The organism is Hydrogenophaga sp. A37, from assembly GCF_002001205.1.
Classification (GTDB): Bacteria; Pseudomonadota; Gammaproteobacteria; order Burkholderiales; family Burkholderiaceae_C; genus Hydrogenophaga.
The window spans coordinates 1-25248 of the sequence record NZ_MUNZ01000069.1 but is presented as its reverse complement, the minus strand read 5'-3'; the positions used below and the strand labels follow the sequence as shown (position 1 = coordinate 25248).

The 25248-nt window shown below is 61.3% G+C and carries 15 protein-coding genes; 2 read left to right on the top strand and 13 right to left on the bottom strand.

Translation table 11 applies throughout. The features are described 5' to 3' along the window. Positions 1-9: 9 nt before the first annotated feature. From B0E41_RS27705 to B0E41_RS04935, 13 genes are all read right to left on the bottom strand, one after another. Positions 10-795: a 4'-phosphopantetheinyl transferase superfamily protein gene (locus B0E41_RS27705; protein WP_290440836.1), complete on the bottom strand. Its 786-nt coding sequence runs from the start codon at positions 793-795 to the stop codon at positions 10-12. Then, positions 795-5432: a MupA/Atu3671 family FMN-dependent luciferase-like monooxygenase gene (locus B0E41_RS04985; protein WP_077329560.1), complete on the bottom strand. Its 4638-nt coding sequence runs from the start codon at positions 5430-5432 to the stop codon at positions 795-797. The genes B0E41_RS27705 and B0E41_RS04985 overlap by 1 nt, the downstream gene beginning before the upstream one ends. Positions 5433-5464: 32 nt before the next feature. Beyond that, a complete protein-coding gene (locus tag B0E41_RS04980; RefSeq protein ID WP_077329558.1) occupies positions 5465-6457 on the bottom strand; it encodes a glycosyltransferase family 2 protein in 993 nt (330 codons plus the stop codon). Then, entirely contained in the window at positions 6454-12903 is a 6450-nt protein-coding gene (locus tag B0E41_RS04975) for a type I polyketide synthase (RefSeq protein WP_216350731.1), read from the bottom strand. The genes B0E41_RS04980 and B0E41_RS04975 overlap by 4 nt, the downstream gene beginning before the upstream one ends. Positions 12904-12990: 87 nt before the next feature. After that, the gene (locus B0E41_RS04970; protein ID WP_077329556.1) at positions 12991-13890 is read right to left on the bottom strand and encodes an AAA family ATPase; all 900 of its coding nucleotides are present in this window, start codon (positions 13888-13890) and stop codon (positions 12991-12993) included. A 299-nt stretch (positions 13891-14189) separates the two neighbouring features. Beyond that, complete coding sequence (locus B0E41_RS04965; RefSeq protein WP_171984667.1) at positions 14190-15677, bottom strand: oligosaccharide flippase family protein; 1488 nt, start codon at positions 15675-15677, stop codon at positions 14190-14192. Then, positions 15674-17185, bottom strand: coding sequence for an O-antigen ligase family protein (locus B0E41_RS04960; RefSeq protein ID WP_077329551.1), 1512 nt, complete (start codon positions 17183-17185; stop codon positions 15674-15676). The genes B0E41_RS04965 and B0E41_RS04960 overlap by 4 nt, the downstream gene beginning before the upstream one ends. Positions 17186-17335: 150 nt before the next feature. Next, on the bottom strand, positions 17336-18196 hold the full coding sequence (locus B0E41_RS04955; protein WP_143433668.1) for a CpsD/CapB family tyrosine-protein kinase: 861 nt from the start codon (positions 18194-18196) through the stop codon (positions 17336-17338). Between the two features lie 14 nt (positions 18197-18210). Further along, positions 18211-19809, bottom strand: coding sequence for a hypothetical protein (locus B0E41_RS04950; RefSeq protein WP_077329548.1), 1599 nt, complete (start codon positions 19807-19809; stop codon positions 18211-18213). 12 nt (positions 19810-19821) lie between these two features. Continuing rightward, positions 19822-20922, bottom strand: coding sequence for a hypothetical protein (locus B0E41_RS04945; RefSeq protein ID WP_077329546.1), 1101 nt, complete (start codon positions 20920-20922; stop codon positions 19822-19824). A 2-nt stretch (positions 20923-20924) separates the two neighbouring features. Then, positions 20925-21485, bottom strand: a complete 561-nt coding sequence (locus B0E41_RS04940) for a polysaccharide biosynthesis/export family protein (RefSeq protein ID WP_077329544.1) — start codon at positions 21483-21485, stop codon at positions 20925-20927. Between the two features lie 940 nt (positions 21486-22425). Beyond that, a complete protein-coding gene (locus B0E41_RS27030; protein WP_171984666.1) occupies positions 22426-22593 on the bottom strand; it encodes a hypothetical protein in 168 nt (55 codons plus the stop codon). Between the two features lie 49 nt (positions 22594-22642). Further along, a complete protein-coding gene (locus B0E41_RS04935; protein WP_171984665.1) occupies positions 22643-22894 on the bottom strand; it encodes a transposase in 252 nt (83 codons plus the stop codon). A gap of 772 nt (positions 22895-23666) precedes the next feature. On the opposite strand from B0E41_RS04935, the gene B0E41_RS04930 reads away from it, so the two are divergent. Both B0E41_RS04930 and B0E41_RS04925 read left to right on the top strand, forming a co-directional pair. Continuing rightward, positions 23667-24632: a glycosyltransferase family A protein gene (locus B0E41_RS04930; protein ID WP_077329540.1), complete on the top strand. Its 966-nt coding sequence runs from the start codon at positions 23667-23669 to the stop codon at positions 24630-24632. 24 nt (positions 24633-24656) lie between these two features. Continuing rightward, the gene (locus B0E41_RS04925; protein ID WP_143433667.1) at positions 24657-25154 is read left to right on the top strand and encodes a hypothetical protein; all 498 of its coding nucleotides are present in this window, start codon (positions 24657-24659) and stop codon (positions 25152-25154) included. The last annotated feature ends 94 nt before the right edge of the window (positions 25155-25248 follow it).

The window sequence follows — 25248 nt, the reverse complement described above, 5'->3', positions numbered from 1 at the left end:
GTTGGAGCCTCATGGCAGGACCTCGGTGTGGTTCGACGGAGGGTTTTGGGGCAGGGCGGCTTGTAAGTTGCCTGGACGCATGCCCTGCGGCACCCGAGGTCGACCGGGGTGTCCACAAACCCAGGCGATGACCCATTGCTTGTCGGTGAACATGCCGCCAGTCACCGGTGCGAGAGCGTCAGGCCATCGAAGCGCATCAACAGGCCCAACCGAAAAACCGCCACCTCCCAGCTCCAGGTTCACCTGAACGTCCTGGAAGTCCAGCAAACGTCTCGTCAAGGGGTACTGCCATTTATAGAAGGCTTCCTTGGCGGAAAACAGTTGGGTGACGATGTCGCCCCGTTGCTCCACGGGCTGGCTTTGCAGGTAGGTTTGTTCTTTTGGGGTACAGATGCTGTGCCAGAGGTCCGGGCTGACCGGCAGGCGCTCTTCCACGTCGATGCCGATCGAGCCCACCTCTTTCGCGTGCCCCACGGCCACGATACAAATCTGCCGGGTGTGGGAGATCGAGCCCACCAGGCCCAAGGGCCATATGGGTGCACGGTCTGGGCCACTGGGTACTGGACCGCGCTCGACCCCTATGCAGGCCATGGCCTCCCGTGCGGCAGCCCGTCCTGCAGCAAATTCGCGCTGTCGGCCTGGTACCGCCTGGATGATCGAGATCCGCTCTTCCGGGTACAAATTTCGCGGGTCACCGTCGACCGCGGTACAAACCACGCCCAAGCGGGGGGGCAGCAAGGCGGCGATTGATGCCTGCACATGCCCCACGGCATTGGCCTGGTCTGGGGAGCGCATCATTCCTGCGGCTGTTTGACCGCCCGCATGGCCCGCCTGCGCGACATGGCGTCGGCGCGTATCTGTGCACGCTCGGTCGATTCTGCGGCAGCTTCTGCCGTGTCGCGGGGCTTGTCGTCGAGGTGCGCGGCCAGCGCGGCCAGGGTCGGAAAACGGAAGATGTCGGTGATGCTCAGGCGCGTGGTGTTCAAGGCCAGCTTGATCTCGCGATGGGCCTGCACCGCCAGCAGGGAGTGGCCTCCGAGGGCAAAGAAGCTGTCCTTGGAGCCCACTTGTGGCACGCCCAGCACCTTGACCCAGATCGCGGCGATTTTTTGCTCGACTTCGTTCTCGGGCGCTTCGTAGACTTCGGTGGAGGCGCGCTGCACGCTGGCACTCGGCGCAGGCAGGGCCTTGCGATCGACCTTGCGGTTGGGCGTGAGCGGGAACTCGTCGACGGTGACGAAGTGCGCTGGCAGCATGTGATCGGGCAGCACCTCGGCGATGGCCTCGCGCAGCGCGTCGGTCGCCACGCCGGGGTCGGTGCGCAGGTAGGCCACCAGGCGCACGTCGCCTGGGTTGTCCTCTCGTGCAACGACCACCGCCTGTCTCACCCCCGGCTGACCTTCGAGCACGGCCTCGATCTCGCCGAGTTCGATGCGGTAGCCGCGGATCTTGACCTGGAAATCGGCGCGTCCCAGGAAGTCGATGCGTCCGTCCGGGCGCCAGCGCGCCAGGTCGCCCGTGCGGTACATGCGCGCGCCGCCGGCGGCCACGCATGCCGCTTTCACGAAGGGGTCGCTCGGGAATCGCTCGGCGGTGAGTTCGGGCCGTTGCCAGTAGCCGCGTGTGACGCCATCGCCGCCAATGTAGAGCTCGCCCGGCACGCCCACTGGCACGGGTTCTTGATGTTCATCGAGCACGTACATCTGGGTGTTGGCAATCGGTCGACCGATGTTGACGATGGACTCGTTGGCGCCTGCGGTCTCGGTGGATGACCAGATGGTGGTCTCGGTCGGACCGTACATGTTCTCGACCGTGGCGTGGCCGAGCTGGGTGAGTTCAGCCACCAGTGTGCCGGGCAGGGCCTCGCCACCGATCATCAGGTGCTGGACTTTGCTAAGTGCCTGACGGGCTTCGTCGTTCATGGTGATCATGCGCGCCATGCTGGGCGTGCATTGCAGGTGCGTGACACCGTGGCGGACGATTTGCGCTGCGATGGAGAAATCGTCATCGGCCACGGCGGTGGGTTCGTTGGAGCGGCGAAGCACCTCAGCCAGAGGGTACAGGGCCTCCATGACCTTTTCGACGGGGATGCCGTAGTCGATCAGACAGGCGACTTCGGCCACACCGATGGCCTTGAGTTCCTCCACCCGTTTCAGGCAGTCGTCCACGGTGCCAAACAGACCGGAATCTTCGAAGTAGCGCAGGAAGGCGAACTCCAGGATGCCTTCCAATTCGTCTTCGGTCAGCGACCGGAGATCCAGCTCGAACGGATTGCTCACGCCCACCGGCTTCTTGAAGGCCGGGAAAGCCCAAGCGTATTGCTTGATCAGGCCGGCAGCGCTGCGCAGGTAGTCCTTCATCGGACCACGGGCTGTTTCGCGTGCCTGCGCACGGTCGCGTGCCACGTAGGTGTGCAGCATCAGGGTGATGGTGAAGTTCGCCGGGTCGTGGCCGGCGTCGCGCAGTGCCTGGTGGTAGATCTTGATCTTGCCACCCACCTCTTCGACGGTCTGTCCCAGCAGGTGGGTCAGCACGTTGGCACCGATGGCGCCGGCTTCCTTCCAAGTCTCGGGGTTGCCGGCGGTGGTGACCCAGATGGGCAACTCCTTGGAGACCGGGCGCGGCTGGGTGACCACGCTGAACGGTTCGCCGCTGGCGGTGGGGAAGGCCACGGCTTCGCCGCGCCAAAGCCGACGAAGTTGTTCGATGGTCTCGAACATGGCCTTCTTGTTGTTCGGCGGGGTGTTCTGAGGACGCAGCACGAAGTCGTCGGGCTGCCAGCCGGACGCAATGGCCAGCGCAGCGCGCCCATTGGTGAGGTTGTCGATCACCGCCCACTCTTCGGCGATGCGCGCCGGGTGGTGCAGCGGCCCCACGCAACTGCCCGCGCGCACGCCGATGTTCTTGGTGACTGCGGCCACCGCAGCGCCCGTCACCGAGGGGTTGGGGTAGGGGCCGCCGAAGGCATGGAAGTGGCGCTCAGGCGTCCACACCGCGCAGAAGCCGTGCTGGTCGGCGAACTTGGCGCCTTCCAGCAGCAGCTCGTATTTCTTGGGGCCGGCGCCGTCGTCGTTGCCCCAGTAGTACAGGCTGAAGTCCATCTTCTGCGCCGAAATCGGCATCGTGCCGCTGGAGACGAGCGCGCGGTTTTCGTCGCTGGAAAGCACGAGCTTGAAGCCGCGCGCCAGGGTGTAGAACAGCTCGAGCACCGAAATGTCGAACGACAGGCTGGTGACCGCCAGCCACACGCCCGGCGGATCGTGGCGGATGCGGTCGTCCATGCCGCGGAAGAAGTTGGCCACGTTGCGGTGTTCGACCATCACCCCTTTGGGGCGGCCGGTCGAGCCCGAGGTGTAGATCATGTAGGCGATGTCGGACGGGCTCACGCCGCTCGCCAGATCCGTGTTGGGCTGGCCGGCGATGGCGGTGTCCTCGTCGATCACCAGCACCTGGGCCTGATGGGCCGGAAGGCTGTCGACCAGCGTCGACTGGGCAATGATCACCGGGGCGCCGCTGTCCTCAATGTAGAGGGCGATGCGGTCGGGCGGATAGGCCGGGTCCAGCGGCACATAGCCACCGCCCGCTTTCTGGATGGCCAGGGCACCAATCAGCAGGTCCAGCGAACGGGGGGTGTACAGCCCGACCAACGTGCCGGGCAGGACACCCAAGGAGACGAGGCGGTGGGCCACCTGGTTGGCGCGTCGGTTGAGTTGCGCGTAGCTCAGAGCATCTCCTTCGAACACCACAGCCGTGGCATCGGGTGTCCGCTGCACCTGCTGCTCGAAGAACTGGTGCACACAAGTCTGGCGTTCGTAGTCGCAACGGGTGTCGTTCCACCCGTAGAGCACTTGTTCGCGCTCGACCGGGCTCATGACCGGCAAGCGACCCAGTGCGGTCTTATGGGCCGTCGAGTCGCCAAGGGCATCCAGCACCCGTTGCAGGCGCTGGGTCAGGGTCGATGCGGCCTCTGAGGTCAAGCGGGCTTCGTCGTGCCACAAGGTCAGCATGCCAGGGGCAGGGACCTGGACTGTGATTGCCGTGCCTTCGATTCCAGCCGCTTCGCCACCCACGGACAGGCCGACCTGAGGCACGTTGAGCGCCTTGATCGCCGGGTCGCGCGCGACGATGTCGAGGGCAAACGCGGGCGCGCGCCGGGCCACTTGCAGGACTTCAGTGCATTGGGCTGAAAAGGCTGAAAAAGGGGTGTCGCCGTTGGCCGTCAGCCGCAACGGCACCCATGTCGACAGGTAGCCGGCGGCCTGGGGCGCGTCGGTATCCCGGTAGGCCAGATCAAAGCTGCTTTTGCCACTGACGCGTGCCACCCAGGCAGCCACAGCGGCCAGCAGGCGATCACCCGACAGGACGGCGGGTACGGTCAGGGGTGTCGCATGCCAGCGACTCGGGCCAGAGGTCGGCGCCACCAAAGGCAGATCGACCCCTTCAGGTGTCTGCAGGCACCGGCGCCAGCCGGCTTCCCCGCTCACCACACGCGCCATGGTTTCAGAGAGCATCCTGGCGGTGTCGGCATCGAGCAATGGCAGGCGCTCCCCCGGCTTCGCCACCGTCGACGGGCACACGGCAACACCATCGAAGTCTTTCAAACCCGTTAGGCGCACAGGGACCGAACCGGTGCCCACCACCAGGCCTCCCATGGTCGCTTCCAGTACCTCGCCGGGTGCCGCAGCGGCTGCCCCGGCCTCGGCGGCGGCCGCGGACACGAGCAGAACCCGTTCACCCACCACCAGCTTCGGGCAGGTCATCGGGTTCCAGTAGCTGCCATGGTCCAGTGCGCCCACCAGGGCCACCACCTCGTTGGCAGGCCTGGCCAGGTCGAGGCGGGCGGCGGCGGCGGGGCGGTCCAGGCGTGCGTGGTAGCTGCGCTGGCTCAGATCCTGCGGCTGGCGCTGCGGGCCGGGACCGTGCAGATCGACCAGCAACTCGGCAAAGCTCTCCATCGCGGCCTCGTAGCACCGGGTGTTCAGGGTCAACGCGGTCTCGTTGGGCGCCATCTCGAACAGGTGCTGTTTGACGATGTCGCCTTCGTCAATGCCGCCTTCGATCATGTGCCAGGTCACACCGTGCTGCTTCTCGCGCGCGAGGATGGCCCACACCGGTGCGTTCAGGCCGGCGTGTCGCGGCAGGGGGCCGTCGTGGAAATTGATGGCGCCGCGTGCCGCCTGGTCCAACACGGCCTGGGGAATGACCGACAGGTTGGCGATGCTGAACAGCCAGTCGAAACCCACGCCAGCCAGCCGATCGGCGAGCCCCTCGGCGGGTGCTTCGACGCGCAGACCCCGGCTCGCCGCCCACGAGCGGATGTCCGGATGGCGCGTGATCACCGCATTGACCCTGTCGCCATCCTGAAGCAGACGTTCCGCGCACTGAATCAGGAGGGACTCGTTGCCCATCACCACACAGGAAAAATTGTTCATAGACGACTCCTGGGATTGCCAAAAATGGAATGTCAGACGGATGCGGCGCTGGAGCGTCCGACAAGACGCCGGTGCCACGCGCAACGCAGAGCGTGAGAGACAAGATCGCCCAGGAAGTGTTTGGGCTGATCGGGGCTCTTTTGCTGAAACAACCGTCGAAACCTGGCGATCAAGGCGCCGGCGACATGGGCCAGCGTGGCCATCGCGGCGTAGAGCACGCCATGGTTCTTCGTGAAGTACCACATGCGCGAATCGAACCAGAACGGAGGCATCCGCTTCCAGGTCTTCATACCGGTGGAGACCGACCCGATGTGCATGACGCGGCTCTGGGGCAGGTAGACGGACAGCCAGCCGGCCCGACGTGCGCGCAGGCACAAATCGGTTTCTTCGAAATAGAGAAAAAAACACTCATCGAATCCGCCGGTTTCCTCGAAGGTGCGGTGGCGCACCATCAGGCTGGCGCCCGCCATCCAGTCCACCGTCTGTGCTTCTCGAGGTTCTGGCAGGGCCACGATGTAGCGCCGGAGCAGGCGGGAGATGGGGCCGGTCACCGCGGCCCCCTCGAATTCGCTGAAAACGGTGGGAAAACGGAACGCCGTCTGGTGGTAGACACCGTCTTCCCCGTGCAAGCGGCTGCCAGCGAAACCCACCTGGGGATGGGCCTGCAGATGCTCGGCCAGCACCCGAATGGCACCGGGCTCAGGAAAGGCGTCGGAGTTGAGGATGTAGATGTAGTCGGGCGAAGAGCCATCGGGCAGACCGTGGCGGATGCCGAAGTTGTTGCCAGCCCCGTAGCCGCCGTTGTGACCGGATTGCAGCACCCGCACCCGGCTCCAGCCGCGTTCCTGCACCGCCCGGGTCAGGGTCTCGTACGACCCATCTCCCGAATCGTTGTCGACGATCGTGATGGCACCAGCCAGCCCTTCCATTTCCCTTAGGGCCGCCTCCACCGCCCGCAGCGTCAGCTCGGGTGTCCGGTAGTTGAGCACGATCGTCAGGACACGTGCTTCCACGGGCTGGTTCATGCGTTTGCCCCAGGACGTTGGGCCTCTTCGATGCACCCCTTCATCAGGCTGGCCATGACACGCACATTGGGCTCCAGCACCATGGAGTCATGGTCGCCAGGCACTTCCAGCACGCGCAGGGCCGGCATGAAGCGGGTCCAGTCGTTGTCGGCATGGACATATTCCCGTTCTGCGCTGACCCAGCGTCCTCCAGAGACCTTCCATTGCAGGTCGAGAGGCGGGCGGAACAGCACCGCAGACCCGTTCCAGACGTGCAACTTGTAGCGGGGAAGGGCGGCCAGGAAGGCCGCCTGGATCGCTTCGTTGTTCAGCTGGTTGGTCCGGGGCTGGACGGGCAGCACATGCCTGTTGCGAAGCCGGTCGAGCTCCCAGCGGGCGCGTCCCAGCGCCCAGGTCCACAGGAAGCCCGCGCCCTTCTTGCGCAACTCGGCCAGCTTGATGATGGTTTTGTCGATGCGGTTGATCGGCGGGTGTGTGGGCAGCGGTGTGTCCAGCAGCACCAGAAGGCTAACCTTTTCTCCGGCGGACTCCAGCTGACGGGCGATCTCAAAGGCCGTGATGCCCCCGCCCGAGAAACCACCCAGCAGGTAGGGGCCGTGCGGCTGGACCTGGCGCATTTCAGCGATGTAGTCGGCCGCTGCTTCCTCAAACGTTTCGTGGGGCGCCTGGTCTCCGTAGAGGCCGCGAGCTTGCAGGCCGTAGAACGGCCGGTCGGCGCCCAGCAAGCGGGCCAGGTGCCGCAGGTTCAGCACGTTGCCGAACATGCCCGCCACCAGGAAGAAGGGCGTGCGCTCACCGCCTTCGCCGTCGTGCATGGGCACCAGGTGGACGAAGCGGCGCCGGGCTGGCGGCGGTGCCGCACCGCCTGTGACGGGGGACGCTGCATCTTCAGTGCCACTGTCTCCAATGCGCTCCCGGATCATCGCAGCGCACAGCGCGATGGTCGGCGCTTCAAACAGCACAGAGATCGGGAACTCGACCCGATAGGCCTTCTTGATCATGGCGAACAGGCGCACCGCGATCAGTGAGTGCCCCCCGAGATCAAAAAAGCTGTCTTGAACGCCCACCTGATCGACACCCAGCAATTCTTCCCAGAAGCCCACCAGCGTGCGCTCCACATCATTGCCCGGCGCCACATAGTCGCTGTCGAGGTCGGGTCGCTGGAATTTCTGTCCGGAACCTGCATCGTTCGCCGCGGACTCGCCGGCCTTGTGAACCAGCGCGTCCAGGTTCATCGATGAAATCACCACCTGCGACAGACCGGTGGCCAGGGCGCGTCCGAACGCGTCTGCACCTTCGTTCGGCAAGATGCCTTGCGACACGTTGTACTGAAGCTGTTCTTCGGCTGGGGATAGCTTGGCGTGCGCTCCAGTTGCCTTGTTGTCCTCGAACACGAGTTCGCGCGCATCGAGCCGGCTGATCGAGGCTGAAAAACCGCCCTCCTGCAGGCGTTTGATCGAGAAGCCTTGCACCTCCACGCAGACCTCACCCTGTGCGTCGCACAGCGTCACGTCAAAGACCGCGAACGGCGCGTCAGATCGGTTGTCTTGGGCATTGCGCACCCAGCTCCACACGGTGCCGGGCAAGGGGCGGTGCACTTTCACCGACTCGTATGAAACCGGCACCCACAGGTGATCGGACTTGTAGCCGTCGATCAGCAGCATCGCCCAGCCGGTGGCCAAGTCCAGCAGCGCCGGGTGCAGGAGGTAGCCCGCCGCGAGGTCGTTTTCGAACGCGGTTGGCAGCTGCAGTCGGGCTATGCCTTCGCCCTCGCCGTAGGCGACCGTTTGCAACACCCGCCAGCGAGGGCCAAAGTTCAGGTGTTCCTCTTGAGGCGACCGAAGTCCATTGGCGTCCTCGGCGCCGTGGAGCGTGCAGCGAGCCTGCAACGCGGCGATGTCCATCCGTCCAACGGTGGGCAATGCACCCGGGACCAGCGTGGCCTGGGCGTTGAGCTGAAAGCCCTTGCGACCTTCAAACAGCACGTCGCTGCGCACTTCCAGGGCATAACCTTCGTCGCTGCGTGCCAGCTTCACGCGCACATCGCGTGTCTGGCCGTCGTTGACCTCCAGGGGGCGGAAGAAGTACAGATCTTTGATCGAGAAAGACCCCGTTTCGCCGTTTCCACGCAGGGCCTCAGCGGCAAGCTCAAGGTAGCCGGTGCCAGGCAACAAGGCTTGCCCGGCCTTGGTGCGGTGGCCGTCAAGAATCCAGCGGCCTTCGGTTTGCCAGGTGGAGGTGAACATCCGGTGGCCGCTGGCATCGAAGGTGGCCTCGTCCAGCAGCGGGCTGCCGGCCGGGTGGCGGGGCGGTGGTGCCGCTTCGCCCAGGCGGCTGGCCATCGCTTTCGCCGCCATGCCGACCTCGTTCCAGATGCCCCAGTCAATGGCCAACACCTTGGTGCGTTGCCCGGCGCGACTGTGTGCGTAGGCGTTGAGGTATTCGTTGGCCGCCACATAGTCGACCTGACCCGCCGGCGCGGTGACGGTGCTGGTCGATGAGAACAGGATCAGGCGGTCGATGCTGCCGTCGGGGAACAGGTCGTGAAGGATCTGAACACCATGCACCTTGGGCGCAAACACCTCTTCCACGCCGCCCGAGGTTTTGGTCATCAGAGGACCGTCGTCCACGACACCAGCGGCATGGATCACCACCTCGATGCGTCCGAAGCGCTGTTGCGCCTGATCGGCCGCCGTCCGCATGTCCTTGACGTTGCACACGTCGGCGGCGATCACCAGCACCTCGGCGCCCAGGCTCTCCAAGCGGCGCACCGCCAGAATGCGCTGCACCACCGGGTCCATTGGATCACCACTGCGCAGTCGCGCGTCCCAGGTCTCAGGCGCGGGCAATGGCTGGCGAGCCAGCAGCACGAGGCGCGCCTGTTTTTCGCGCGCCAACCGCTCGGCCAGCGTCAGGCCGATACCGCCCAGGCCGCCAGTGAGCAGGCAGACGCAGCCCTGCGAAAACCCGGAAAGTCCTTCGGTGGGCGCCAGTGGCAGCGGGGCGAAGCCCAGTTCGAAGCGCTTGTCGGCCCGCCAGGCAACCACACGGTTGTCAGGCGCTGCAAACAGGTCCTCAAGCACATGGTCTGCCAGGGCGTTCAGCGCATTCACATCCGGTTTGGCGCGCCAGCTTTTGTTCACGGCAGGCAGCACCACATCGAGCACCGAACAGGTCAAGCCGGGCAGTTCGCGCGGAGCCACCCGGGCCGGGCCCATGAGCGTGGCTTTTTCAGGGTAGGGCAGGGCTTCGTCGCGCACCCGCACCGCACCAGAACTCAGCACGGTCAGGTGCTGCGGCTTGGGCAGGTTTTCGCCGGCCATGGCCTGCGCCAGGAACAGCAGGCTGAAAAAACCCTGTTCCAGGTTGCGGTGAAAGAAGCTGCTGCCAGGACGAAAGCGCTCCTCCTGCGTGACCAGCCAGGCATGCACGATTTGTTGCGGTGTGTTGCCTGTGGCCACCAGATCGCGCAACAACTCGTCATAGCCTTCGCGCCCGCGCTCCGGTGCCAACAGGTACTCGAACTCGCTCAGTCGCGCAAAAAGGTCGCCCGCGCGCACCACCGTGACCCGGTGGGACGCTCTGCGCAAGCGTTCGATCAGCTTGTCAGAGAGGCCGGTCTCGTCCGCGAACAACAGCCAGTTTTGTGGCGCCGTGCTGGCCAAGTCTTGGGTGACATCGATCTCGATGTTGGCTTGGCGGGGGCGCCAGCGCGGCTGGTAACCCCAGGTGCGGATGTCGTCGGTGCGCACCAGCTGTGGCGCCGCCTCCGGCGCCGAGCGGGCCGCGCCCGGCTCGATGAAATAGGGCTTGCGCTGAAAGGCGTAGGTGGGCAAGGGCACGCGGTGCCGGCGCGCCTCGCCCCAGATGGGCTCCCAGTCCACCTTGACACCGGTGGCCCACAGCCGACCCAAGGTGCCCAGAAACCACACGTCATCAGGCACGGCATGGTCGGCGTGGCGCAGCGAGTTGATCACCTGGGAGGCAGGAACCCCATTGGCCTGCGCCAAGGAACACAGCGCTTTGCCTGGGCCTACCTCCAGGTACACCCGGTGGCTCTCCTTCTTCAGCGTGGCCAGGCCATCGGCAAAATACACCGTGCTGCGCAGGTGCCGCACCCAATACAACGGATCGGTGGCATCGGCAGCGCTCAGCGGCAGGCCGTCACGGTTGGAGATGATGGGGAGCTTGGGGGCACTCAGGCGGATGCTGCGCAGGTAGGCCTCGAAACGGCTCAGGATCGGCTCCAGCATGCGCGAGTGCGCAGCGATGTCGATCTGGATGCGTTGCGGCTCGATCTCGCGCTCGCGCAGCCGGGCCTCCAGTCGATCCAGGGCATCCTGCGGCCCCGACACCACACACAGCTCCGGCGCGTTCACGCTGGCCATGTCAAGTTCTTGGCCCAGCAGACTGCGCACTTCGTCGGCAGGCAGCGGGACGCTGAGCATGCCTCCAGGTGGCACGGTGTCGAAGAGCTGTCCGCGCAAAAGCACCAGACCGATGCAGTCTTCAAATGACATCACGCCCGCCAGACAGGCGGCGGTGTTTTCGCCCATGCTGTGACCCACCAGCGCTGCGGGCTTGACCCCCCAGGACATCCAGAGTTGCGCCAGCGCGTGCTCCACGATCATGATCAGCGGCAGCTGAACCGACGGCCGCTTGAGTTTTTCGACCGCTGCGGCGTGGTTTTGCGGCTCAGGCAACCACAAGGCCCGGATGTCGTAATCGAGTTGTCTTTGCAGCACGTCCAGCCCGCGGTCCATCCAGTCCTGGAACACGGGCTCGGTGGCGTAAAGCTCCCGTGCCATGCCGGCGTATTGCGCGCCTCCACCCGGGAACATGAACACGACTTCGGGGTCGTCCAGGTGGCTGTGGGTGAACACGCGGCGGGTATCGCTGCCTTCGAGCAAAGTGGCAGCTTCTTCGTGGCTCTCGGCCACCAGCACGCGCCGGTGTTCGAACGCCCGGCGCCCTTGCTTGAGCGTGAAGGCCACGTCGGCCAAAGCTTGTTCGGGATGGGCCCTCAGGTGGGCAGCCAAGGCCTTGGCGTTGGCGTCGAGCGCCGCTCGCGAGCGGCCCGATACCACGAGCAGCTGGAATGGCCAGTCGGAGGGCTCGGAAGCCTCTCGCGCAGGAGCTTCTTCCAGAACCGCGTGCGCATTCGTTCCGCCCACGCCAAGCGAATTCACCCCGGCACGCCGTGGACCCTTGTGCGACACCCAGGGGCTCAGGGTGTGGTTGACCTGAAAAGGGCTGGTGTCGAAGTCGATCGAAGGGTTGGGCTGCTCGTAGCCCAGACTCGGCGGAATCTCCTGGTGCTTGAGTGCCAGCGCGACCTTGATCAGGCTGGCCACGCCAGCGGCGGTGTCGGTGTGCCCGATATTCGTCTTGACTGAACCAATCCGGCAGAACCCCGTGTCCGACGTGGTTTCGCGGAAGGCCTGGGTCAGCGCAGCCACCTCGATGGGATCGCCCAGGTAGGTGCCGGTCCCGTGGCATTCGACGTAGTCGATGGTGTCGGCGCTCACGCCCGCCACGGCCTGCGCCTCCGCAATGGCCTTGGCCTGGCCATCCACGCTTGGGGCCAAATAACCTGACTTGGCCGCGCCGTCGTTGTTGATCGCAGTTCCCTTGATCACGGCCCAGATATGATCGCCGTCCTTCAAGGCGTCTTCCAGGCGGCGCAGCACCACCACACCTGCACCAGAACCGAACACGGTGCCTTGGGCACGGTGGTCAAAGGCATGGCAATGACCGTCGGGCGAAAGGATCTCGCCATCCTGGAAGATGTAGCCACGTGCGTGGGGCAGTTCGATCGTCACCCCACCGGCCAGGGCCATGTCGCACTCGCCGAGCAACAAGGACTGGCAGGCCAGGTGCGCCGCCACCAGCGAGGTCGAGCAGGCCGTCTGGACATTGACGCTTGGGCCCTTGAGGTCAAAAATGTGGCTCACCCGGGTGGACAGGAAATCCTTGTCGTTGCCTGTGTGGCGCAACAGGAACATGCCCGTGCTGGCCACCAAGTCGGGGTTGGAACAGATGTTGAAATAGAAATAGCTGCCCATGCCACAACCGGCATAAACCGCAATCGGGCCGGCAAAAGTCTCGGGTGGGTGACCGGCGTTTTCCAGAGCCTCCCAGGCCACCTCCAGGAACTGGCGGTGCTGCGGGTCCATGATGGCCGCTTCCTTGGGGCTGAAGCCAAAGAAATCGGCGTCGAACTGCTCAAACCCTTCAAGCGGCGCCGCCGCTGGCACATAGTTTCGGTGCCGGATGCGTTCCGGCTTTTCCCCGTTTGCCAGCAGCTCGGTTTCTGTGAGTCGCCTTATGGATTCAATCCCCTGGCGCAAGTTGGACCAGTAGGCCATCGGATTGGAGGCACCTGGCAGATGCGCTGCCATGCCGACGATAGCAATGTCGTTCGAAGCGGCTGAAGGCGTGGTCACACAGTTCTCTCAAGTAGGAACACCCGTTCTTGCTCCCATCGGGTAAACCATTATGACTCAACAATTTGTTACCTGATGTGAGCGAGGTCACACTTTTGGGGGATCAAATGGCAAGGAAACGGGCCCGTCTCCCCATTGACTGTCCCCGGCTTGGCCGATATTGAAGTTGGTGTCCCCCAGCACACCGTACTCACTGCGGTCACGCAGCACTTCATCGATCACCTGAACGTCGATCAGCCGGGATTCAGCGGCAAAACCGTACACGAGTGCCATATCGCAAAGGATGTTGATGCTGCGGGGAATGCCATGGGCTGCCCTGGCAATCTTGGCCGTGGCGTATGGCGTGAACAGCTGACGAGTCCTTCCCGCCACCTTCAACCGATGCGCTATGTAGTCTCCAACCTCCACCGAATTCAATGGTGAAATGTAGAAATCTGCTGCTACCCGCTGGGCGAACTGTTGCAGTTCCGGTCGCCTGAGCAGATCGCGAAGCTGGGGTTGCCCGACGAGCACCACCTGCAACAGCTGGTCTTTGTCGGCGTTGATGTTGGAGAGCATGCGCAGCGACTCCATCGCTGCCGGGCTGAGGTTTTGGGCCTCGTCGACAATGAGTACCACCCGGTGGTGCTTGGCATATTCGCTGATCAGAAAGCGCTGAAACGCATCGTACCGAGCGACGGGCGAGAGTCCATCGTAGGGCTGATCGAAGGCCAGCATGATCCACTCGGTCAAATCTGCCAGGTCGGGGTGCGTGTTGGTTACCAGCCCCACCTTGACCTCGTCTCCCAGCTCGTTGAGCAGGCGGCGAATCAGCGTGGTTTTGCCACACCCTATGTCACCGCAAATGACAGTGAAGCCCGCCCGGCTGCGTATCGCGTACTCCAGCATGGTGTAGGCCAGTGAATGGCGCTTTCCCATGTAGAGGAAGGCGGGGTCAGGCTGTATCGAGAACGGCTTTTCTTTCAGCTCGTAGAAGGATTCGTACATGTTCAGTTTGGTGGTAAATGCCGCCGATATGCCTGTGAGGTGTCAGAACCACCCGTTTCTTCGCAACGCTCAAGCGAGAGAGTATGTCGCAACGTGAGAAATAGGCGCATGTGTTGACCCGGCCCTCAAACAGCCTCATGAGTCGTAGGTGACGAACGGGTCTGAGAAGAAGATCAGACTCACCATGTGCTCAGCGGTGGCTGCCAGCATTTTGCTTTGGTTTGCACGGGCACCCAGGATCGAATCACATGTTTGTGGTCCGAGCCGATCCAAATCTGAGCCAGGATGTCATGGGCTGCCTATGAAGAACGCCTTCTGAGAAGCGGGTATATCGCCTTCAAAAATAGCGGCGCGAAGAGAGTCGTCGTCAGTGTGCCCAGCACCAGCAACTGCAGCGCCGGGTGCAGGTGTGCGAATGGCTGAAAGTGGTGAACCAGCAAGAGGCCTAGTCCTGACGAAAAAATCAGCATGAAGAGCATCACGACCTCAACACGCAGGTTCTTCAGACCCAGTCGCCATCCGAGATAGCGACTGACGATCACCGTGATGATTTCGCTCGCCAGGACCAACGTGGTCGCCATGACCATCGTGCTTTCAACCAGAGAGAGCAAAGCCAAAAGCAATAGGAAAGAAAGCACCTTCACCGCACTCGCAAATGCCAGCCACTTGGACAGCCCCTTGACAAGAAAGGCCGATCCGTACAGCCCGCCAATGTTGCTAAACCAGGCGCTGGCAGCAAGTATTGGCAGAAACACTGCTGCCTGCGAATAGCGGTCATCGTAGGCCAAAGCAAAAAAACTCTGGGCTCCAACGATCAGCAACACGACCACATAAGTCGACATCACCAGCACGGGCATCATGGCTTTGTGAAAGGCTTCAGACAGAGCCATGCCATCTTCAAGCATGCGCGCGTACCATGGAAAGACTATGGCGCTCTGCAAACTGCCTATCAGACTTGGAATCATCAAGGCCAAACTGGACGCAATGGAATAGACCCCGACTTCAGCCAGTGGATACATCGCTGAAAATGCCAAGCGATCGATTTGAATTGAAAGAAAGGTCAGCAATGTGGATAGAAAAATCCACTTGCCGAAAGAAAAAATGGATCGAACTGCCGTTGCCTCGAGAACAAAGCGAGCACGCTCGCCAGGCAAGAACCAATAGGTCAATGCCGCATGGAGTGACGCCGACACCACAGCAGCAATTGCCAGGGCGTACACCGAACGCAAGTACCAGGCCAAACTCAGAAGCACTGTCGTATTCACGATCGTCACAGCGATTTCGATCCGCGTAATCTGGGCCACTCGCATGTGCCTGGCAGCACTGAGCACGCGGGGCGACCTCAACCCTTCTATCAACGCTGTCAATGCGACCATTGGGATCAACCATCGCAGCTCCAGCGCTGCAGAATCATTGGCGCCATAGAATGCGGACATCGGCCATGCCAAACTCGCCGCCAGCAAGGTCAGAACGACGCCCCTGATAACCTGCATGGTCCAGGCGGTATTCAGAAACTCCGGTTCGTCGCCACGCGGACTTTGAATCACGTTCTGCTGTAGCCCAATGTCCGAGAACATCGCCAGCCCCATCATGACCGCATTGACAAGTGCCATGAGGGCAAACGCCTCTTCGAACAGCAGCCCCGCCAGGATGATGTTCATCCCGAGGCGAATCACCTGTCCCGAACCGAATGCAATCACAATCCAGGTCGTGCCAGAGCGGGCCTTCGCATTCAACGCTGACCGGTTCTGAGCAGACATGGTTGTGGTGGTGGCGTTGATGGTCACAGTACAGGAGCCTCTTTGGGTTTGCGAGCCCATCCGTTCATTAGCGTGGCGTAGGCCACACTCAACCCAAGCACCGACCAGTACACCACCGGTATTGCGCTGATGCTGCTGACGGTGTAGATGATGAGCATGATGGCCGACACTATGGCGAACAGAGCGCGCCCTAGCAAAGCGGACCGGGGGTCATGCCGCCGCGCAATTCGCATGCCTTTTCGCAGTTGGTGGAGCGCGCACACGAAGGCTCCAACGAAAAGCGTCAGTCCCATTAAACCTGAATACAGCGCCACGCTGACATAGGAGTTGACCACATCGATGATTCCCTCTCCTTGCATCATGACCTGCAATTCAGGCGCGTCGAGGTAATCGTAGGAGCCAAACAACAGGTTGCGCTCAATCACAGGCAACGCCGATGTGAGCAAATTGGCACGGTACTCCACATTTTCCTGCTCGGTCGTGCCGACAATTGGCAACATGTCGATCAGCAACTGACCGCTTGGCAACAGACTCAGCAACAGAAAGAACGTGATTGCGCCCAACCCCAAACTGCCCAGTCGCTTCACGGATTTGGGTCCGATCAGGAAGAGCATGACCACGAGGAACGCCGAGCCCACCCACGGCCCACGAGACAGAGAGGCAAGGATGCCCGCGGCGAGGAGCGAGGCTCCAAGAAACCGGTACAGCGGCTTGGAGACGAATTCCTTGAGGTAAAAAAAGAAACCCAATGCCACCACCAGGACGTAGCCGAGAACAATCGAATTTCCCACTGATGCGTTCGGTCTCAGCAGGCCAGATCGCAACAAATAACCACCGAACATGTTTTGATGTAACCCCAATGCCCCCAGCACACCTGAGTACAGTTTCCAAGTGCGAAGCACTTCGACAATAGCTACAATTGCCAGGATCATTGCAGCGATCAAGTAGCCTGTCATGGCTTGTCTGAAGCCGTCTTCGCTGCGAATGCTTCTGCTCGCCACGTAGTACGGCAGGAAAATGTCGACCCATAGCGACAACACCGATCGCAACCCACTGGTGACATTGCCCTCGCGAAATGCCAGCAACGACATGAGGGAAAGGTAGCCCAGCACCATCCAGTCAACAGGCGAACTGCCCAGACGGGCAGTCGTTGTCCGCTGTAAAAGAGAAAGGGCGGCAGGCAGCAACAAAGTCACGCCGAGCAGCCGATAGTGATTGAGCACCCAGAGATGGTCGATGATGCCAAGACCTGGAATCTCCGCAGGCGCTGGGGGTGCCACAAACAGCAAAACGAAGTAGAGGCCCATCACATAGGCTTCTCTGCGCCGACAGGCCAGGATGATCGCACCGAGCACTAGGAAATAAAGCAGGATGCTGTTCGAAAGGAATAGCACAACCGTGGCCACCAGCCAAAGGTTGCGCCAGCGCTTGAACGTTTCTTCTGTCAAGAGTTGTGAGAGAACACCTCGGGCAACATAAAAATAGCCCAGACTCAGAAACATCAACACCAACAGGGCGCGCAAATGCTCAGCCATGAATGTGAAACACCGGGCTCAAGTGAGTGCCACGGCAACAGCCATGGATGTGGGTTGGAGCAGACTCAAAGGGCCGCTGCAAAAAGGGGCGAGGCACAACTGTGCGAATGGAGCGGCCACAATCACGCACCGTCTTTATCTGGTGCCACGCTAGTAGTAAGCGTTCTGGACGGGCGCCTCGTCTTTGTTCAGCACCACGCCCAGCAAATTGGCCTTTGAAAGGCGGCCCATGGCCTCCTCGACCTCATTCTGGGTGGACGCCCCGCTGCCAACAACCATCAGCACACAGTCAATGCGCGGCAGCACGGTCATCACATCGTCGGCCGCCAGAACGGGAGGCAGATCGAATATCACGATGCGATCGCTGTACCGCTCACGCAAATCACCGATGAGGTTGCCCACCTTGGCGGAAGACAGCACCTCGGAGGCACCGGTGACCAGGTGGTTGGTTGGAAGGACAACAAAACGCTCAACACCTGGATTGACAAGGGCTTCTTCAATATTTACACGCCCGTCCAAAAAGTCATTTAACGACAGTGAGCGGTTCAAGCCCAGGTAGCGGGCCACACTGGGGCGGCGAAGGTCAAAATCAACCAGCAAGGCTGTGCGGTTCGTCTGCTGGGCGATGCTCATGGCCAAATTGATAGCCACCACAGTCTTGCCTGACTCCACGCTTGGAGACGTGATGGCCAGTGTCCGCCAGCCGTTTTCGTCCATCTTCTGCAAGACCTGGGTTCGCAGCACGTCGAAGGCCCAACTGGCTGAATGGGTCTTCTGATGGGAGACGACTCTGTGGCGTTCCAGGTGTGCAGCGTCCATCGAGACCACTGCCGTTTGGGTGTAGTGCACGGAAGAGGCGTCTCCCGGCGATGCTTCACGTCTGATCGCTGAACTGGATTCGCCTGCGGGTGTTTCCGAGTCACTGACCTTGCGCAGCAGTGGAACATCTGGCCTGGCCGAATCAGCTTCGGCGGCCTTGGCCTTCTCAATCGCGAGCTTGATGCGTTCCATTTGGCAAATTACTTTCAGCCCAGACGGGAGAACAATGAGATCAGCAGGGTATGCAGGGGCATCACAAAGGTATGAACCACCACAAGAGCCATCAGCACCAATCCCGCTATGAGTCCTATCAACCGTTTTCGCAGCAGTTGTGACGATTGGAGTTCGGCGGCTGAGGGGATGTAAGGGATGACCACCATCGGTCGCTGACCGGTGAGTGCGGTCACTGCGCTGACCCCTCTGACACGGCCAAAAATCATCTCGAGCAATATCACCACACCTGCGGAAGCGGCGAGCGAGAGGAGAAATCCGAGTGCAACAAGTTTCTTGCGATTCGGCTTAAGGGGATATTCAGGCATGAGGGGGGGCTCAAGCAGCGTGAAGCGTTCCCCTTGTTGATCACCCTCCAGGTTTTGAACGATCTGCGCTGACATTTGCTTGGACCGTAGGTCCTCATACTTTGCCCGAGCGGCATCGTGATCTCGCTGAAGAGCGGCCAGATCACGTTCCACCTGCGGCGCACGCGTCACTTGAGACCGTTGTTGATTGATTGCATTTCGAAGGCTCCTCTGTTGATCTGCCAACAAGTCGGCTCGTGCGCGCGCCGTGCTGCGTTGGGCCTCAAGGCGGGACACTGCCAGCCTTGCTTGGGCAGCGATAGCATCACGGGTTGGGCTGCTGACCGCCGTCTCCGTCCGCAAAGCCCGCTCCAGTAAATCGATCTTTCGCCGCTGCGCTTGCACGTCCGGATGGTCCTCTGTGGAAACACCGCGGATGCGCGCCAATTCGGATCGAGCCCGTTCCAGATCCTGCTCCGCAACGCTGGGGACGGTGGGGTTCACCGTACCGGGTGACAGAACACCCGCACGTGCTCCGGCCAAATCCACCTCCAAAGTCTGCAATTCGTCCAGGGCCAAACGGTGATCTCGCTCAGCCGCTCGAAGGTCGCTCTCAAGCGTTTGAATGCTTGCCGCCGCCACCTGACTGTCTACTGTGGAACTGCCCTGTGTGCGCTTGTAGTTCGCGATGCGACGCTCCAAATCTTCCAACTGGGCCTTGACGCGATCGGCCTCCTGGCTCAAAAACTCATTGGCGCGAGAAGCCTGATCCACCCTCTCGCGAACGCTGCTTTCCAGGAACAACTGAATCAATGCGTTTGCAACCTCCAGTGCCTTTTCCGGTTCGCCGTGCTGAAAAGACACATTGAACGCAAAATTGTTGGTGGGGCGCTCCCAACTCGGCATATTGCCGATGAGCACGTTCACGCCAATGCTCGCGCGCATGGCGTTGACCATGTCCGTGTCCTTCAATACAACCCCGGACTTGGGATCAAACACTTGATGTTCCGCCGCAATGCGCAACAAGCTCTCCCGGGTCATGATTCGCTGGCCCAAGGCTTGAACCCGCTGTTCCCCGTTTCCAGGCAGAGCCGAGCGCACGACGTCACCCGAGATCGGAGGTCCCTCAACCAGCAACGTCCCAGTGGACTCGTACACCCGCGGCAACAACATCGCAACCACCACAGAGGTTGTCAGGACAACACCAATGGTCAGGATGATGGCCGTCGCTCGGCGTCGGGCGATGGACAGGTAGTCTTGGAGGCTAAGTTGGTAGTCGGCCGACATGAAGTTGTTGAGTTAGAAGTTGGGGTGCGCGTACACCAGCCCCACGGCCACCGAATTTCCCCGCGCAGTGGGACCGCCAAAAGGCTTGGCTCGCCTTTGCTCAAAACCCAATGTGAATGCCCAAAAACGGGTGAGCTCTGATCGGATCCGTGCATATGCGCTGACACCGGTGTCTCCATTTGCCTCCAGGGATCGGGCGCGTGCAATCCCGAGAGACAGCGACGTGTTGACGGTGAACGGATAAGTCAATGAGCTTTCGAAGCTCTCAGCACGGGTGTAAGCCCCCGACGAGCCGCCTGCGCTGACATACCTGGACCAGGCCACAGCGTAGTCGAACCGTTCACCCGTGAAGGTGAGGCGCAAAGCGCCCACGGGAACGGTTTTGCTGCGCTGCGCGTTGGTGCGAACGGCGCCAGCGGTCGCGTTCAGGTTAACGCCCTCACTGAGGTCGACTTCGTAGCCCAGCCCGAGTTCGCCACGCGATGCGCTATCGCCAACCCCGTCCGGGTTCAGGCGCGAAGCACTTGCAGACAGCGAATAGCGTGAATTGGCGCTCGACTCGAAGCGATATGCCACGGATCCAAGCGTCTCGCTGTAGTCAACAAGCAATGGTGTGTCGTAGCTCAAGCGTGCATGTGACGCAGCCAGTTCAACAGAAGATCCTGCCGTCAGATTGCGGGTCCACGAGCCTCCCAGCGTTCCGGTGCGCTGAGTGCTGTCCCGAGTCACCCTACCGAATTCTGCAAATTCGGTCTCCCGGGTCGACGCTTCTTCCAACGATGCCCGCAACCCAAACAAAGCGACCGGGCTGGAGCTCTCCCAAAGCACTCGCACGCTGGGCAGGGTGCGACTGGCGCTCAGATCGGTGTTTCCCGACCTTTCGATCATCCCGCCAAGAGACAACTCCGTGCGCGAACTCCCCTGAACCATCTGGAGCGTGTATTGCGGGTGAAATCGATAAAGCGTGACGCTTCCCCGGCTTTCTGCTGAAAGGTCAGGATTGCTGATCCGGACGATTTCCATTGGGACGGTGAGCGTGTTCTGCGCTATCGCCGGTAGACACACGAAAGCCTGGGTAGTCAGCACGGAGAAGGCAAAGAGCCGCGAATTCATGATCAGGGCACCAGAATGGTATCGCCGGGCACAAGAACCACATTGGTGTCGAGTTGGCTGCCTTTGACCAGGTCGTCGTACCGGACCGGCAAGATCCGGTTGCCTTGCGGCGAGTTGCGCAACACACGGATCGAATTGCCATCAGCGAAGCGATCAAGCCCTCCTACTTGGCTGAGCATCTGCAACACCGTGGTTTCTGGCGAAGTCAGGGTCACTGCTCCAGGGCGGACCACCTTGCCAAGGACATAAACCTGATTGCCATCGGTAGCCGTAATTGCAACCGTCACAACCGGTACCGGAATGTACTTCTTGAGCTTTTCCGCTACACGGGCTTCGACCTCTGGCGTGCTCAATCCCACCACCTCGACACGCCCGGCCAGCGGGAAGGTGATGCTGCCATCCGGCAGCACACGCACTTGCATCCGCAAGGCTTCATCCCGCCAGACGGACACCATCAAGGCATCACCGTGCCGCAGCTTGTAAGCGGACTCCGTTTGGGCAATCGCCGATCCACTGACCGCCACCAACAGAAACGTCATGGCGAAGCGCAAAAAAGCAGGCATGTTCAGTCTCCAAATACCAGAGTCGTTACAAGAGCTCTTCAAGAGCAAACATTATCTTTGCCTTGACTGGATACGCCAAGTTTCAAATTTTTACAAGTGCAACTTAAGCCAAGCCAGCCCAAAGAGTTGGAACCATTCGGTTACAGACACGTCCTGATTATGACTGCCGCGAATGGGGTGGAGCACCTCACAGAGAAGAGAAAAGAGAAAAGAGAAAAGAGAAAGTTTGCCCCGGAGCGGTGACAGAGCTGTGCATGCTCGTCCTGAAGATGGGTGATCTTGGCTTCCAGCTCCGCAAGTTGCGTATGGTCGGCACGTTCCGTGCCTTCAAATAGCGTCGGACGCGCTCGTCGGTCTTGCCAGAAGTGGAGACCCTTGTGATACAACGCACAGAAGGGGCTTCCCTCGAAACCCTGAGAACATGTTTTTTCAAATCTCTCGCAACGACGTGAACGCCGACCTGCTGCACCTATATTCCCAATGTGGTGCCCATGGTGAAAGTCAGTTTCCCCCAGGCCATGATTGACAGCCAAGAAGCCGATTTGGACCGCGAGCATCTGCAATCAGGTGATCGGCATCCGGGTGGGGAATTGTCATCATGATCAACCACCGTAGCGCGGTCTGCGGGCCACAGGGGACATTTTTCGGCGCTTTTTCTGGAGCGCGGTGAGTGGGGCAGTCGTTCCCTTGAGGTTCCAATTTGGAGGTGGCTTGCACTTGCCTCACCTCCGTGTGGGTTATCTGTCCCTTTGTTTTTACCGTGAAAGCCGTGTCCCATAGAGACGCGCCCATGCGTGCCGGCCCGCAGCAACGAGAGGGAAACCGCTGGGCCCGACCCCAGGAATTCAGCGGTGAATCAGTTGGCGGCGTGAGCCGCTGAAGCGTTGGAGGTAGGCCACTTGCCGATGGCCTTGAGCTGCTTGATCCAGCGCGGCGCGCTCTACTTGGCGCTCATGGCGGCGTGGTCGATGTCTTGGTCGAGATGGGGCTGGCGTCGAGACAGCAGGATGTAAATCAGCCGGATCATCTTGTGGGCCACGGCCACGATGGCCTCCTTGTGCGACTTGCACACCATCAGACTTCGGTACTTGGCAGCCAGCGTGCTCATGGTCATGCGCGCAGCGTTGGCGCATTCGCACAGAATGAAGCGGATGGTGTTATTTTGCCGTGGCGTGTGCGCCCGGACTTGCGCTTGCCTGAACTCTCGTTGTTGCCGGGCTCAGCGCGGCCCAGCAGGCCAGGCGCTCGGGCGAGCAGAAGCGGGCCATGTCCTCGCCGATCTCGATGAGGATCAATGCAGCGGCGACTTCATCAATACCCCGAATCGTCTGCAGCAAGCCATGAGCCCAGGCGTAAGGCCGCATGGCTGCGGTCAGGTTGGCGTCGATGTCGGCGAGCTGACGCTGCAATGCGTCGATGCTGTCAGGCGGCCAGGGCGCGGCAGTCGCGCTTGAAGCCGCCGAACTCCCGACTGTGCTTGGCCATCGAGCCGTCGGGCTGCTCGATGAGAACCGTGTCCACATGTAGCATGCGGTGCACATCGATACCGGCCACACGCCGGTGCAAGGGGGGAAAGACCTTCCATGACGATGCTCTTTTGAGTAAAGTGCCGTGTGAAGTCACCAATGGCACGCAGGAGCGTCCCGTGACCAGCCAGTGGCAGAGCTGCAACCGCAGCCCTGTTGCAAGCCGGTGAGCTGCAAGACTCCTCGAACCGAAACCGGTTCGGGCCTTCTTACCGTACGTGCTGTCACCCGCTCCACGGCAATGGCGCCGGCAGCGCAACAGTCGGGGGTACGTGTCAGCTCGGGTCCGGTTAGGCGCCGGGGTCGGGCCTTCATTCGTTTTACAACCTCTTCGCACCTGCGTGCCACCTCACGTGGTGCACTCGAACTGGGCTTTCATGCTTGGGGGCGAGTGGGCCAACTCATGATTGCTCAGGTATGGATGCTCCGATCCAGCAGAAAATGGCAACTCGCGGATCGCTGGCGCCAAGCGGCAGGTCAATCGACGGTGGGCTATGGATGTAGCCGCACGTGCCATGCTGTTCGGTGGCTCCGTCGCCGCAGATTCGGCCAGGTTGGGTGCCGATGCAGTGTGTTAGTGGAAGTCGCAGTGTGGGATCCGAAGCTTTGGGTGCTCCGGAGTGCCGCCGTTTAGTCAACCGGGGAATCGCTTCGCATGCATGACAACAATCTGGGTGTGGTGGTGATCGGACGCAATGAGGGCGAACGGCTGCGGCGCTGCCTGAGTTCGATACGGTCAGTTGCGCCGGCCATCGTGTATGTCGACTCGGGGTCTAATGACGGTTCGACGCGGATGGCCGCAGAGCTCGGTGCCATGGTGGTTGATCTTGATCTTTCGCGGCCCTTCACCGCTGCACGGGCTAGGAACGAGGGCCTGCGCCGACTGCTGCAGCAACGCCCTGACGTCGATTTCGTGCAGTTTGTTGATGGAGACTGTGAGGTTGTCCCGGGCTGGCTGGAGGCTGCAAGTGGTTTTCTAAAGGATCACCCATCCCACGCCGTGGTGTGCGGCAGGCGTCGTGAACGGTATCCGGAACGCTCTGTCTACAACTGGCTGTGCGACGAGGAATGGAACACGCCGATCGGCGACGCCCTTTCCTGCGGAGGCGACGCCATGATGAGAACTGCTGCACTGCAGGCGGTGGGGGGCTACCGAGACAGCATGATTGCGGGGGAAGAGCCCGAACTGTGCGTTCGCTTTCGTCGGGACGGTTGGCGCATCCACCGAATGGACCACGAGATGACCTTGCATGATGCGGCCATGACCCGTTTCAGCCAGTGGTGGATGCGCACCGTTCGATCAGGTCATGCCTTTGCAGCGGGCGCCTGGCTTCACGGCGCGCTACCCGAACGTCACTGGGTTTGGGAAACACGTCGTTCTTGGTTCTGGGGGATCATCCTCCCGCTGTTGATCGCCTTCGCCATGATCGGCTTGGGGCCCTGGGCTGCGCTTTTGGCACTGGTCTACCCGCTGCAATGGTTGCGCCTGTTCCGGCGCAATGGCTCAGCTCGATCGAGCACCTTTCTGGTCATTGGGAAGTTTCCCGAGGCCCTGGGAGCGCTGAAGTTTCATATTGATCGTTTGCGGGGTGTCGCGGGCACTATCATTGAGTACAAATAGGCCGCTCTAACGGAGTCAACATCGTTGAACCAAGGTCTTGTTGGCAGTTGGTCGCCGGGCATCGGAGATCCAAGCTTGGGTGGATGGTTGACCGTTTTGTTGTATGGGGTCGCCGGATGGACCACATGGCGGTTGCTGCGCGGATGGAAAGAGTCGCAGACATGCGCGCCGCGCTATGAGCATTGGTTCTGGAGAGTGCTCCTCATAGGCCTTACCCTGCTGGGCATCAACAAACAACTCGACTTGCAGAGCGCCTTCACCGAGATCGGGCGCATCCTGGCTGATAGACAAGGCTGGTACGCTGATCGACGCCAACTTCAGATGGCGTTCATCGCCGGAGTCGCCATGATGGGGTTGACGCTGTTTGCCGTCACGCTCCACCTGACTTGGGGAGCCCCTGCTTCGACGCTCTGGGCGCTGTTGGGCGGTACTGGCCTGCTGGTGTTCGTGATCATCCGGGCAGCGTCTTTCCACCATGTCGATGAGGTGCTAGTGTTATGTCCCGTTAATAACTGGCATTAATCGTGCATGCCGATGCGGTATCTTGGGAATGGAGATACCGCGATGAGAACTGGCAGACCGAAGGTCCAATTGTTGTTGAGCGAGCAAGAGCGTG